This is a genomic window from Collimonas sp. GW821-FHT02H07 (assembly GCF_059421505.1).
Genome location: NZ_JBWKVC010000012.1, coordinates 26,774 through 40,317, shown reverse-complemented (window position 1 = coordinate 40,317; position 13,544 = coordinate 26,774). Strand labels below are relative to the sequence as shown.

General features: G+C 61.7%; 12 protein-coding genes. 7 read left to right on the top strand and 5 right to left on the bottom strand.

Going from position 1 to position 13,544, the window contains the following annotated elements; all coding sequences use genetic code 11:
- Positions 1–86: 86 nt before the first annotated feature.
- Positions 87–1,130 carry a sugar ABC transporter substrate-binding protein gene (locus AC07V8_RS18225; RefSeq protein WP_494679748.1) on the bottom strand — a complete coding sequence of 348 codons (1,044 nt, stop codon included), beginning with the start codon at positions 1,128–1,130 and terminating at the stop codon, positions 87–89.
- Between the two features lie 207 nt (positions 1,131–1,337).
- On the opposite strand from AC07V8_RS18225, the gene AC07V8_RS18220 reads away from it, so the two are divergent.
- Positions 1,338–2,204 (top strand): MurR/RpiR family transcriptional regulator, encoded by an 867-nt coding sequence (locus tag AC07V8_RS18220; protein WP_098497175.1) that lies wholly within the window; start codon positions 1,338–1,340, stop codon positions 2,202–2,204.
- Positions 2,205–2,329: 125 nt separating this feature from the next.
- Here the strand turns inward: AC07V8_RS18220 and AC07V8_RS18215 are convergent, their stop codons facing one another.
- The 3 genes from AC07V8_RS18215 to AC07V8_RS18205 all read right to left on the bottom strand — a co-directional run bounded on the left by AC07V8_RS18215 (position 2,330) and on the right by AC07V8_RS18205 (position 5,818).
- Complete coding sequence (locus AC07V8_RS18215) at positions 2,330–3,352, bottom strand: Gfo/Idh/MocA family oxidoreductase (RefSeq protein ID WP_494679747.1); 1,023 nt, start codon at positions 3,350–3,352, stop codon at positions 2,330–2,332.
- Positions 3,349–4,341, bottom strand: coding sequence for an inositol 2-dehydrogenase (gene iolG / locus AC07V8_RS18210; protein ID WP_494679746.1), 993 nt, complete (start codon positions 4,339–4,341; stop codon positions 3,349–3,351). Before iolG ends, AC07V8_RS18215 begins: the two co-directional genes overlap by 4 nt.
- Positions 4,342–4,528: 187 nt before the next feature.
- Positions 4,529–5,818 carry an MFS transporter gene (locus AC07V8_RS18205; RefSeq protein ID WP_494679745.1) on the bottom strand — a complete coding sequence of 430 codons (1,290 nt, stop codon included), beginning with the start codon at positions 5,816–5,818 and terminating at the stop codon, positions 4,529–4,531.
- Between the two features lie 234 nt (positions 5,819–6,052).
- Here AC07V8_RS18205 and AC07V8_RS18200 point away from each other — a divergent pair, with 234 nt between their 5' ends.
- From AC07V8_RS18200 to AC07V8_RS18175, 6 genes are all read left to right on the top strand, one after another.
- A complete protein-coding gene (locus tag AC07V8_RS18200; protein ID WP_494679744.1) occupies positions 6,053–7,060 on the top strand; it encodes a LacI family DNA-binding transcriptional regulator in 1,008 nt (335 codons plus the stop codon).
- A 2-nt stretch (positions 7,061–7,062) separates the two neighbouring features.
- On the top strand, positions 7,063–8,571 hold the full coding sequence (locus tag AC07V8_RS18195; RefSeq protein WP_494679743.1) for a sugar ABC transporter ATP-binding protein: 1,509 nt from the start codon (positions 7,063–7,065) through the stop codon (positions 8,569–8,571).
- Positions 8,552–9,556, top strand: a complete 1,005-nt coding sequence (locus AC07V8_RS18190; RefSeq protein WP_494679742.1) for an ABC transporter permease — start codon at positions 8,552–8,554, stop codon at positions 9,554–9,556. The genes AC07V8_RS18195 and AC07V8_RS18190 overlap by 20 nt, the downstream gene beginning before the upstream one ends.
- A gap of 81 nt (positions 9,557–9,637) precedes the next feature.
- Positions 9,638–10,615 (top strand): substrate-binding domain-containing protein, encoded by a 978-nt coding sequence (locus AC07V8_RS18185; protein ID WP_494679741.1) that lies wholly within the window; start codon positions 9,638–9,640, stop codon positions 10,613–10,615.
- Positions 10,616–10,682: 67 nt separating this feature from the next.
- Positions 10,683–11,735 (top strand): sugar phosphate isomerase/epimerase family protein, encoded by a 1,053-nt coding sequence (locus AC07V8_RS18180; protein WP_494679740.1) that lies wholly within the window; start codon positions 10,683–10,685, stop codon positions 11,733–11,735.
- Between the two features lie 2 nt (positions 11,736–11,737).
- Positions 11,738–12,946, top strand: a complete 1,209-nt coding sequence (locus tag AC07V8_RS18175) for a Gfo/Idh/MocA family protein (protein ID WP_494679739.1) — start codon at positions 11,738–11,740, stop codon at positions 12,944–12,946.
- 60 nt (positions 12,947–13,006) lie between these two features.
- Here AC07V8_RS18175 and AC07V8_RS18170 read toward each other — a convergent pair whose 3' ends face one another.
- The gene (locus tag AC07V8_RS18170) at positions 13,007–13,543 is read right to left on the bottom strand and encodes a phosphoribosyltransferase (RefSeq protein WP_494679738.1); all 537 of its coding nucleotides are present in this window, start codon (positions 13,541–13,543) and stop codon (positions 13,007–13,009) included.
- Between the last annotated feature and the right edge of the window lies 1 nt (position 13,544).

Here is a 13,544-nt window from a genome sequence, read left to right as displayed (position 1 = left end):
TGGAGTGACATGACGATCCGAGACAGACGCCTGTGCGACACTGCGTGGGCACGGCTGCCCACCCTACCCGTGGTAACTCTCAGTAATTAGCGATATTGACCCGCGTATTTCAATACTTTATCCAGATTGTCCTTGGTGATGTAACCCGGGCCGGAACTGATGTGGCGCGGACCGTAGATCGGCGCCAGGCCGTATTCAGCCAGGCGCGCCTGGAATTTCGGATTGGCTTTCAGCTTGGCCTGGATGGCGGCGACATCGGTGATCTTGTCTTGCGTCATGATGGCCAGCACCGCGACCGGGATATAGCCTTGCAGGTAGGGTTGCTGGTCGATGGCGAACTGCACCGAGCCATCCTTGATGCCCTTGGAGATTTCTTCGGAGAGGTCGAAGGTGGCGAACCACATCTTGCCTTTCAGACCCATTTTTTGCAGCGCGCGCAAGCTTGGCGAGGCGGAATCAGGTCCCAGCGCCAGCACCGCCTGGGTGCCAGGGTTGTTGCGCAGATAAGCGCTGACCTTGCTTTCGATGCCGGTCGGATCCTGGCCGGCATCCAGCGTGGCTTTCTTGTAGTCGACGCCGATGGCGTCGGCAAAGCCACGGCAGCGTTCGAAGGAAGACGGGTTGGTGGCGTAATGATTGACGCACAGGAAGGACTTGATGCCTGCCGCCTTGGCTTTTTCTCCGGCGCCATGGCCCGCATCGTATTCCGGCTGGCCGACATGCATGATGGCGCCCAGCTCTTCACTTTGTTTCTGGGTGCCGGAATTGATGGTGACCAGCGGGATTTTCTTCGCCGTGACGTTTTCCATGGCCTTTTTCAGCACGCTGAAATCGGCGATGCTGGCGATCACGCCGTCGTAATGGCGGGCTGCCGCCTGCTCGATCAGGCGCGACATGTCGGCCAGGTCGCCGTTCGGCGGATTGCGGTAGTCAACCGTAACGTTGAAATCCTCGCCGGCCTGCTTGATGGCGTTCTTGATGGTGTTCCACCAGGAATCCGAGTCCGGCGCATGGCCGATCAGGACAAACTTCTCATTTGCTGCATAACCGCTGCTCATCGCGCCAAAGCCCATCGCCAGCGCCGCCACCATCAAGACCTTGGACAGGCCCTTGCATCCGAGTCGTTGCATAGTTATCTCCATTGTTGTTTTATCTACGATGAATCTAGGTTGATCCAGGCCGATCTTTGACGTCGGCAATAAACAATAGAACATGCGGATTCAATATGCAACATTTTTTTCAATTAAATTTAATTTAGAATTTTATTTTCATGTTTTGGCTTCGCCACATGAAATAACTTTATAATTGCCACACAATACATATACAGAAAGCAAGCCATGGCGGACACCCCGACTGTCGACCAGCTGATGTTGCAGATCGCAGAACAATACGCGACGCTTTCGCGCCAGCTGAAGATCATCGCCACCTACGTGGAGCAGCATCGCAGCAGCCTGATGCTGGAACGGATAAGCGACATTGCCGAGCATTGCCAGGTACAGCCCTCTGCCATCGTACGCTTTGCCAAGCAGTTCGGCTTCAGCGGCTTCAGCGAGATGCAGGCGGTTTTCCGCGATGCCTATACGGCGCAAGCGATTCCTTCGCAAAATTACCAGCAGCGCATACGCAAGCTGATCGACGCCAAGCCGACGCCGCTCACCAGCGGCTCGATGGCGCGCGAATTCATCGCCGCCAGCCGCAGCGGACTGGACGAGCTTCTCAATGGCATGGACGACACGCAGTTCGATGCCGCCGTCAAGCTGCTGCAGAAGGCGGAAAACATCTATGTGATCGGAGTGCGGCGCTCATTCCCGATCGCCAGCTACATCGTGTACGCCTTGCAGCACACCAACAAGCGCGTACACCTGCTGTCCGGACTGGGCGGCATGATCCGCGAACAGATCCGCAGCATCGGCAAGAACGACGTCGTGATTGCCATCAGCTTCACGCCCTATGGCAAGGAAACCCAGGCCTGCGTCCGGCTGGCCCACCATCACCAGGCCAAGTCGCTGGTGATTACCGACAGCCAGCTGAGTCCGCTGGCCCGGCATGCGTCGGTATTGCTGACGGTGAAAGAAGGCAGCGCATTTGCGTTTCGCTCGCTGACCAACGCCATGTGCCTGTGCCAGGCCCTGTTCATTGCCCTGGCTTACAGGCTGGAGCTTAATGTGGAGGAAACTGGTGCAATCGAAGGTTACGATGAATAAATGACAAGATGATGGCAGCGATCCCGCCTTCTCCTCCTGGTTTCAGCTGCCCCATCAGATAACCATCAACCATCGCGCCTGAGCGGATACCGCTGCCGGCATTGCCGGCAGCGGCAGTCACAACATCACAACAGCACCGGCTGCTTTGACAGCAGCGATTCGCGCAAGGCAATGCCGATCCGGGTCGCCTCGGTGGCGTCGGCCAATGTCAGATCGAGCTTGCGCCGCTGCCGTATCGCCTCCACGAAGCTGGTGATCTCGGTCAGGAAAGCATCTTCAAAGCGCTCAAAGAAGCTGGGCAGGCACTCATTGCGAACGCCATGCGCATCGGCTATTTCCAGACGGTTCCTGCGCGGATTGCCGCCTACGGTCAAACGCCCTGCCGTACCGGTGATTTCGGTCATGGTGTCATGTCCGTGCGCCATGGTGCGCGACGCATAGAAAGTAGCCAGTTTGCCGTTGTCGAACTCGCAGATGGCGACGCCGTTGTCGACATCCTGGAACTGCTGCAGATCCTGGTGGATGGCGCGGGCGCCGCTGGCGTAGACCCGGACCGGCTGCGGATTGCCCAGCAGCCAGCGCGCCAGGTCGATATCGTGGACGCTGCAGTCGAGGAATATGCCGCCGCTGGTCGCTGCGAACTTGACGAAAAAGCCATCTGGATCGTATTGATCGCAGGTCTGCGAATACACCATGAAGGGCGAACCGATGGCGCCTTGCTGGATCTTCCTGTAAGCGTCCTGGTAGCTGGCGTCGAAGCGCCGCACAAAGCCGATCATGACCTGCAATTGCGGATGCCGCGCCGCTTCAGCTTCAACACGGCGGCAATCCTCCAGGTTGAGCGACAGCGGCTTTTCGCAAAACACGTGCTTGCCGGCCTGCAGGGCCTGGATGATCTGCTGCGGATGCAGGGATGTCGGCGTTACCAGGAATACCGCATCCAGGCCGTCATGCGCCAGCAACGCTGCGTAGTCTTCATACAGATGCGGCACTTGCAAGGTGTCGCGCGCCCACTCCAGCTCGCTTTGCAGCGGACTGCAGGCCGCGACCAGAGTTGCTCCGGCAACGCGCGACATGAGATTTTCCGCATGGCGGCGCCCTAGCCTGCCCAGACCGACGATGCCGACCTTCAGTATTGGCGCAGTCATTTGCTCAGCTCGATGGTACGGTTTTCACGCCAGGACAAGGTCGCCGCTTCCGCCAGCTCCAGCGCCTTGACCCCGTCTTCGATGGTGGTGCGCACCGCCACCTTGTTGACCACCGCATCAAAGAAATGGGCAATCTCGCGGGCATAGGCTGCGCGATAGCGCTCCAGGAAGAAATGCTCCGGCTTGTCCTGGCTGACGTGATGGGTGCCGGAAGCAACTACCTCGGTCGGCTTGTGGTTGCCGGCCTGCAGCATGCCTTTGCTCCCGAGCACTTCAAAGCGCTGGTCGTAGCCATAGGCGGCGCGGCGGCTGGTGTTGATCTGGCACAAACGGCCGCGGCGGCTGCGGATGGTGACGGCGGCGCAATCGATATCGCCGGCTTCGGCAATCGCCGGGTCGGTCAGGCAACTGCCGGTGGCGGAGATGCTGACGGCTTCGTCTTCCAGTATCCAGCGGAAAATATCGAAATCGTGGATCAGCATGTCCTTGAAAATGCCGCCCGAACTTTTGATGTAGGAGACTGGCGGCGCGCCAGGATCGCGGCTGGTGACGATCAGCATTTCCGGATCGCCGATTTCGCCGGCTGCCAGACGCGTCTTCAGTGCATCGAAGGTAGGATCGAAACGGCGCTGGAAACCGATCATGCAAGTCACTCCGGCATCCGCCACCGCGCGCGCGCATGCCTTGGCGCGCTCCAGCGTCAGGTCAACCGGCTTCTCGCAAAAGATCGCCTTGCCTGCCGCCGCCGCGCGCATGATCAGGTCTGCGTGGGTGTCGGTGCTGGAGGCGATCAGCACCGCACCGATGCTCGGATCGGCCAGCACGCTGTCGATATCCGCCACCTGCGCACCATGTTGCCGAGCCAGTTCCTGAGCAGCTTGCGTATTGATGTCGCTGACATATTTCAGATTCGCGCCCGGTTGCAGCACCAGGTTGCCGGCATGGATCTTGCCGATGCGGCCGGCGCCGAATACTGCCACATTGATCATATTCAATCTCCGTTGTAATTGGTTTTGGGCGTAGTTTGTTTTTGTACCGCTTTCTGCCATTGTAGGCACGAATCTCCAAAATAGAAACAATTTTTCGTTTATTTTTTTTATCGAATATTTTTTGCATGACAGGCAAGCAGCGCTGGCGTCGGCTGCCATGCATTTCCCGGACGGGCTGCGCAGAGCGTTAGCGCAGGCGCAACTTGTAACGCGCTGCAAGCGTGGCGATCACGCTCAATAAGGCGCCGCCGATGACATAGAAGGTCACCGCCAGCTTGTTCTCCGTCACGGCGATCAGCCAGGTGATGGTCATGCCGGCGAAGCCGCCGAAAATCATCACCGCGATGTTGTAGCTCAGGGACATGCCGGTGCCCCGCGTCTGCACCGGAAAAATATCCGACAGCAGCGCCGGCATCGAAGCGAAATACATGGTCATCAGCAGGCCGATCACGCCTTGCACCAGCAGCAGGTTGACGAAGCTCGGATTGAACGACAGCCAGGAGAACAAAGGATAAGTCAACAGCACGAACAGCACGCTGCTGACCAGCATGAACGGGGTGCGCCCATAGGCATCGGAGAGCTGGCCGACCACCGGCGCGAACAGCAGCATGATCAGGCCGGCCAGGATGGTGGCGCTGAAGGAAGCGGTCGACGTCATGCCCAGCTGCTTGACCGCATAGGTCGGCATGTAGACCACCAGGTAGACCGACACGGTCGCCATGATGACGCTGCCGGAACCGATCAGCAGCCGCATCTTCTGGCTGGTCATGATGTCGCGCAGCGGCGTGCGGGTAGCGTCGGCCTGGGCGAATTCAGGCGATTCTTCCAGGTTCTTGCGGATGTAATAGCCGGCCGGCCCGATCAGCAAGCCAAAGAAAAACGGCAGGCGCCAGCCCCAGGATTCCAGCTGCTCGACGGAGAGCTGCGACGACAGCAGCGCCCCGGCCAGCGCCGCCAGCACGATGCTCAGCCCCTGGCTGGCGACCTGCCAGCTGGAAAAGAAGCCGCGCCGGTGCGGCGCGTGCTCCACCAGGAAAGCGGTCGAGCTGCCGAATTCGCCGCCGGCGGAAAAACCTTGCAGCAAGCGCGCCACGACTATGCCCGCCGGCGCCCACAAGCCGATCTGGGCATAGGTCGGCATGATGGCGATCAGCAAGGTGCCGATCATCATCAGCAGGATCGACAGCGTCAAGGCAGCCTTGCGGCCGACCCGGTCAGAATAGGCGCCGATCACCACCGCGCCCAGCGGCCGCATGAAAAACGAGACGCCGAAGGTGGCAAAGGTAATCAGCAGCGAAACGGTCTGGTTCGCTGTCGGGAAAAACAGTTTGGCGATGGTGACCGCCATGGCGCTGTACAGCAAGACATCGAACCATTCCAGCGCGTTGCCGATGGACGATGAAATGACGGCGCGCCAGGTCTGCGGGTGCTGTTCGAATGGCGTTGCGACAGTGCTGCGGCTTGCAATGCTGCTCATAGACATATCCTTTTTCGTTGGTTTTGCTTGACCACGGTGAGACCCCGGTTTTGCTTCTCCTGCTTCCTTTCCTGCGCTTCGGCCCTCCCCCTCCTTGCCTTTTCCAAGTCCGGCCCAGTCCGATTTGGATGCTGCACAACAGCATGGATTCATCTTGCCAACCACACAACGGACAGGTATAAAGCAAATGTAATCGATTACATTTAAATTAGCCACAGCAAACGAATTCCTCCCATGCCGCCTAAAACCACGTCCGCCTCGATCTCCGCTGTCGCCCTGCATGCCGGCGTATCGGTGGCTACCGTGTCACGCGTCATGAACGACATGGATGGCGTCCGGCCCGGGACCCGCGACAAGGTCATGGCCTCCGTGACTGCGCTGGGTTACCGCATGAATCACCTGGCGCGCAACTTGCGCACCGCCGCCAGCCGCCTGCTGCTGACCATGGTGCCGGACGTCGGCAACCCGTTTTATTCGGAGATCGTGCGCGGCATCGACAGCGTGGCGCGTGAACACGGCTATTTCGTCATGCTGTGCGACACCGGCGCCGAAGCCGGGCGTGAAAGCGCCTATTTCGACCTGCTGCGCACGCACCGGGCCGATGGCGCGATCTGCCTTGACCCGGACACCGTGCAGCACGCCCTGGCCAACGAATCCGACACCCTGCCATGGGTCGCCTGCTGTGAATTCGACCCCGGCATCGCCGTGCCGTATGTCGGCGTCGACAATTACCACGCCGCCGGCGACGCCGTACGCCACCTGATCGCCCGCGGCCACACCCGGATCGGCCTGATCAATTCGGACCAGCGCTACCGCTATGCACGCGAGCGCCAGCGCGGTTATCTCGACGCCTTGCAGGCGGCCGGATTGCAGGCGCGCCCCGAATGGCGGCGGCAGGTCGACAGCCTCGACTACGATGCCGGCAAACACGCCACGCTGCAGATGATGGCGCAGCCGGAAGCGCCCAGCGCCGTCTTCGCTGTGTCGGACACGCTGGCCATCGGCGCCCTGAGCGCCCTGCGCCAGCTGAACAAACGTGTGCCGGAGGAAGTCGCCGTGGTCGGTTTCGACGATATCGCCATCGCCGCGCAGACCTGGCCGGCACTGACCACCATCGCCCAGCCCATGCGCGCCCTCGGCGAAACCGCGGCGCAGCTGTTGCTGCAGCGGCTGGCGGACCCGGAGGCGACGGTGCAAGGCGTGTTGCTGCCCCACCAGCTGGTCCAGAGAGAAAGCAGTTGACCATGAGCGTCGCCGTCCGCTTCGAGAATATCCGCAAGGATTTTGGCGCGGTGCGAGTACTGCACGGCGTCAGTTTCGACCTTGAGCTGGGCCGGGTCTACGGCTTGCTGGGCGAAAACGGCGCCGGCAAATCGACCTTGATGAAAATACTGGCGGGTTATGAAAGCATCACCGAAGGCGAACTGATGATCGACGGCCAGAGCCGTCATTTCACCGGTTCGCGCCAGGCCGAGGCTTGCGGCATTGTCCTGATCCACCAGGAATTCAACCTGGCCGAGCACCTGACCATCGCCCAGAACATTTTCCTCGGCCATGAAATACACAAAAGCCGCAAGGGCTGGCTGCTGGATGACGCCGCCATGCGCAGCGAAGCCGCAGCCTGCCTGGCCCAGGTGGGGCTGGATTTGAGCCCTGACACCAAGGTCAGCGCCCTGATCGTCGCCGAAAAACAGCTGGTGGAAATTGCCAAGGCTTTGTCGCGCAAGGCGCGCCTGCTGATCATGGACGAGCCCAGCGCAACCCTGACATCGAGCGAGACGCAAAGGCTGTTTGCCCTGATGGCGCGGCTCAAGCAGCAAGGCGTCACCATCATTTACATCTCGCACAAGCTGGATGAAATCGAGAGCCATACGGATGAGGTCATCGTCATGCGCGACGGCCGCTTCATCACCCGCGAACCGACCGCCAGCCTCGACCGTCACCAGATGGCGAACCTGATGGTGGGGCGCGACGTGTCGGACATGTTCCCGCCCAAGCTGATGCCGGCGGCAGATGCGCCGGTGTTGCTCAAGGTGGAAAACCTGGCGGTGCCGGGCTGGATCCCGGACCTCGGTTTTGAAGTGCGCGCCGGTGAAATCCTGGGCTTTGCCGGACTGGTCGGCGCCGGCCGCACCGAAGCCATGGAAGCGCTGATCGGCCTGCGTCCGCGCAGCGGCGGCCGTATCGCCATCGGCGGCAAGCAGCTGGACCTGCGCAGCCCGCGGCAAGCCATGCAGCACGGTCTGACTTACCTGAGCGAAGACCGCAAGGGCAAAGGCCTGCATGTGGATCTCGGCCTGCGCGAAAACCTGACACTGATGACGCTGGAGCGCTACAGCCATCCCCTGCTCGACCTGCAAGCAGAAAAACAGGCGCTCGCGCGCGCCATCGAGGACTTCAACATCCGCACCGGCAATCCGCAAGCGAACGAGCAAATGAAGGCGCGCATGCTGTCCGGCGGCAACCAGCAAAAACTGGCGCTGGCCAAATACCTGCATGCCGACCCGCGCGTCGTCATCCTGGACGAACCGACCCGCGGCGTCGACGTCGGCGCCAAGCGCGACATCTATTTCCTGATCCAGCGCCTGGCCGCCGAAGGCCGGGCGGTGATCGTCGTTTCATCCGAACTGATCGAACTGATCGGCCTGTGCCATCGCGTCGCCGTCATGCGCGCGGGCGTTGTGCAAACCACGCTGGCCAGCGACCAGCTGACCGAAGAGGAGTTGATTTCCCATGCTACCGGCACCCGTTGATTCCCGCGCATCCGCCCGGTTTTTCCAGTACCTCAATCATCTGGAGGGATTGGGCCCGGTGCTCGGACTGGCCGGCCTGTGCATCGCCGGCACCTTGCTCAACGGCGATTTCGCTACCGTCGACAACCTGATGAATGTGCTGACCCGCACCGCTTTCATCGGCATCATCGCGGTCGGCATGACGTTTGTCATCATTTCGGGCGGCATCGACCTGTCCGTCGGCTCCATGGCTGCGCTGATCGCCGGCAGCATGATTTATTTCATGAACATGCTGATGGGCGCAGGCGCCCTCGGGCCGCTGGCCATCGTCGTGACCGGCATCGCGATGGCGCTGCTGCTTGGCCTGGCCTTCGGCCTGCTGCACGGCTTGCTGATCACCAAGGGCAAGATCGAGGCATTCATCGTCACGCTCGGGACCTTGGGCATCTTCCGCTCGGTGCTGACCTACCTGGCCGATGGCGGCGCACTGACGCTGGACAACCAGCTGTCGGACTTGTACAGCCCGGTCTACTACACCAACCTGCTGGGCATCCCCATCCCGATCTGGGTATTCCTGGCGGTGGCGCTGGGCGGCGCGCTGATCCTGAACCGCACCGCTTTCGGCCGCCATGTGCAGGCGATCGGCTCGAATGAACAGGTGGCCCGCTACGCCGCCATCCGCGTCGATTTCGTCAAGACCTGCACCTACATGCTGCTCGGCGTATGCGTCGGCATCGCCACCGTGCTGTACGTGCCGCGCCTGGGCTCGGCCTCGCCGACCACCGGCCTGCTGTGGGAACTGGAAGCGATTGCCGCCGTGGTGGTGGGCGGCACCGCGCTCAAGGGCGGCTCCGGCCGCATCGTCGGCACCGTGGTGGGCGCGATCCTGCTGTCCGTGATCAGCAACATCCTGAACCTGACCAGCATCATCAGCGTCTACCTGAATGCGGCAGTGCAAGGCGTCGTCATCATCGCCGTAGCGTATTTCCAGCGCGGCCGGCATTGAGGGATACAGCCGGCAGTGCAACGTCGTTTGTCGTTTCAACACCGGATGCCGATAGCGGCACCATCAACTGGAGGAGACACCATGCATTCGATCCATCGTATTTTCAGCCGCGGCTTGCTGCCGGCCGCCGCCCTGGCCGCATTTGCCTATAGCGCAGCCCTGCCCGCCCACGCCGCCGACAAGGTCACGCTCGGCGTCGCCATTCCTACCGCCACCCACAGTTTCACGTCCGGCATCGTGTGGTGGGCCAATGAAGCCAAGAAAGAACTGGAAAAAGCCCATCCCGACCTGAAAATCATCGTCAAGACGTCGGCCGCGGCATCGGAGCAGGCCAACCAGTTGCAAGACATGCTGACCGTCAACAAGATCAACGCCCTGGTGATCTTCCCGCTGGAATCGGCCGCGCTTACCCAGCCGGTGGCGCAGGTCAAGAGCAAGGGCGTGTATGTCACGGTGGTTGACCGCGGGCTGACCAATACCGCCGCCCAGGACGCCTACGTCGCCGGCGACAACACCGCTTTCGGCAAGCTGCCGGCCGAGTACCTGGCCAAGCAGCTCAACGGCAAGGGCAACATCGTGGTGTTGCGCGGCATCCCGACCACTCTCGATAACGAACGCTTCGATGCCTTCAGCGCCGTGATGAAAGGACATCCGGACATCAAGATCCTCGACGCCAAATACGGCAACTGGAACCGCGACGACGCCTTCAAGGTGATGCAGGACTACCTGACGCGCTTCCGCCAGATCGACGCAGTCTGGGCGGCGGACGACGACATGGCGGTCGGCGTGCAGAAAGCCATCGACCAGGCCAAACGCAGCGACATCAAGGAGATTTTCGGCGGCGCCGGCGCCAAGGGAGCCGTCAAGAAAATCATCGACGGCGACAAGATGATCAAGGCCGACGTGTCGTATTCGCCGAAATTCATCTACGACGCCATCAAGATGACTGCCGAAGCCCGCCTCAAGGGCGAAAAACTGCCGGCGACCACCATCATCCCGTCGGTCCTGATCACCAACCAGAACGCCAAGCAGTTCTATTTCCCTGATTCGCCGTTTTAACTGCCGGGCCGCGCTGCCGAGACGGCGCGGCTGACATTTCGCATGCTCTGCACGAAAGGATTACACCGTGAAAACGATACTAGGTCCGGCCCTGTTTCTGGCCCAGTACATGGGCGACAAGGCGCCGTTCGACACCCTGGAAAACCTGGCCCGGTGGGCTTCCGCGCTGGGCTACAAGGCGCTGCAGCTGCCTACCGATGTGCGCCTGTTCGACCTCGAACTGGCGGCGCAAAGCCAGACTTATTGCGACGACATCGCCGGCATGCTGGCCGGCCACGGCTTGCAGGTCAGCGAACTGTCGACCCACCTGCAAGGGCAACTGATGGCGGTCCATCCGGCCTACGACCTGCTGTTCGACGGCTTTGCACCGCCGGCGCTGCGCGGCAATGCGGCGGCGCGCACCGCCTGGGCCGAGGAGCAACTGCATTGCGCAGCCATCGCCTCGCGCCGACTTGGCCTGCGCGCGCACGTGAGTTTTTCCGGCGCGCTGGCCTGGCCCTACCTGTATCCCTGGCCGCAGCGTCCGGCCGGGCTGGTGGAAACCGCATTCGCCGAACTGGCGCGGCGCTGGCGTCCTGTGCTCGACGCTTTCGACGATGCCGGCGTCGATCTTTGTTATGAACTGCATCCCGGCGAGGACCTGCATGACGGCGTCACTTTCGAGCGCTTCCTGGAGGCGGTCGATCACCATCCGCGCGCGAATATCTTGTACGACCCCAGCCATTTCCTGCTGCAGCAGCTGGACTACCTGGCGTTCATCGACATCTACCACGCGCGCATCAAAGCCTTCCACGTCAAGGATGCCGAGTTCCGCCCTAACGGCCGGCAAGGCGTCTACGGCGGATTTTCAGACTGGCAGGAACGGGCCGGACGCTTCCGTTCTCTGGGCGACGGCCAGATCGATTTCAAGGCCGTCTTTTCCAAGATGGCGCAGTACGATTTCCCCGGCTGGGCCGTGCTGGAATGGGAATGCGCACTAAAACATCCGGAAGACGGCGCGGCCGAAGGCGCGGAATTCATCCGCCGCCACATCATCCGCGTCAGCGAACGCGCCTTCGACGATTTTGCCGGCAGCCAGGTGCCAACGGCGCAGATTGCACAACTATTAGGATGGGACTAGACATGGGCATCCATCACGGCAAGCAGGAAACCAGGCTGCCACGGCGGTTGCGCCTGGGCATGGTGGGCGGCGGCGACGGCGCTTTCATCGGCGCCGTGCACCGCATGGCTGCGCGGCTCGACGACCATTACGAACTGGTGGCGGGCGCGCTGTCCGGCAACCCGCTGCGAGCGGCATCCAGCGCCGCCGCGATACGCCTGGACAGTAGCCGCAGCTATGCCGATTATCGCGACATGGCGCAGCGCGAAGCCGCCCGCTCGGACGGCATCGACGTGGTAGCCATTGTCACCCCCAACTACCTGCACGCGCCGGTGGCCACCGCTTTCCTGGAAGCCGGCATCCATGTCATCTGCGACAAGCCGCTCGCCGTTTCGCTGCAAGAAGCGCAAGCGCTGGCGGCCCTGGCGCAACGCAAGAACCTGCTGTTCGCCCTTACCCACACATATACCGGCTACCCGATGGTGCGCCATGCCAAGGAACTGGTTGAATCGGGCGCGCTAGGTGAATTGCGCCTGCTGCAGGTGGAGTATTCCCAGGACTGGCTGGCCGATGAGATACCCGCCGCTGCTGCCGCTGCCGACGACGGCACGCAAGATCCGGCGGCGCTCGGCTGGCGTTCCGATCCGGCGCGCAACGGCCCGGCAGGCACTCTGGGCGATGTCGGCAGCCACGCCTACCAGCTGGCGCAATACGTCAGCGGCGCGACGCCGACCCAGCTGCTGGCCGAACTGCATACCTTTGTGCCGGGACGCCAGGTCGATGACCATGTGCAAGTGATGCTGCGCTACGCCAACGGCGCGCGCGGCACGCTGTGGGCCAGCCAGGTCGCCACCGGCTGCGAGAACGCGCTGCGGCTGCGCCTGTACGGCAGCAAGGCCAGCCTGGCGTTCGACCAGGAAAACCCGAACCAGCTGTGGCTCACGCCGCAAGGCGGCCAGGCGCAATGCCTCACCCGCGGCCGTGCGCAGGGCCAGGCAGCGGCGCACGCCACCCGGGTTCCGGCCGGCCATCCGGAAGGTTATCTGGAAGCGTTTGCCCAGCTCTACGTCGACGCTGCCCAGCAGATCGCAGCGCTGAACGACGGCCGCACCATCCCCGATCACAGCCGCTTCCTGACCACCGTCAAGGATGGCGTGCAAGGCATGGAATTCATCGAGGCGGTGCTGCGCAGCCATGCGCAAGATGCCAGCTGGGTGAGCCTGGGACAGTAGGCACGGACGTAAAAAAGCCCCGTTGCATCAGCAACAGGGCTTTTTATCCAGTGCGCTCGATTACCTCGATACGCCCTTTCTACTCCATGCTTCCAGCTGATGCGGACGCAAACTGTCGTATTCTTCAAACGGCTGGTGAATCCACGGATTGGTCGGCAGATAGTCGACGTAGTAATCCGGTTTCAGCGAAGAACAGGCCTTCCACCAGATCACTGCCGACTTGACCTCGGTCACCGGCGCATAGTTTTCTTTCAGGTGATGCAAGACCTTGTCCAGCGTGACGCCGGAATCGACCAGGTCGTCCACCACCAGCACGCGGCCCGCCAGGGCGCCGCGGCTCATGGTGATGTGCTTGCCGATATCCAGCTCGCTGCGCACCGTGCCGGCCTCTTCGCGGTACGAGCTGGTCGACAGGATCGCCAGCGGCACATCGAAAATGCGCGAGAACACGTCGCCCGGACGCAGGCCGCCGCGCGCCAGGCACAGCACCTGGTCGAACTGCCAGCCGGAGGCGTGGACGTTCAGGACAAGTTTTTCAATGATGCGATGATATTCATCCCACGACACCCACAGGTGCTGATCATCAGATTTATTCATA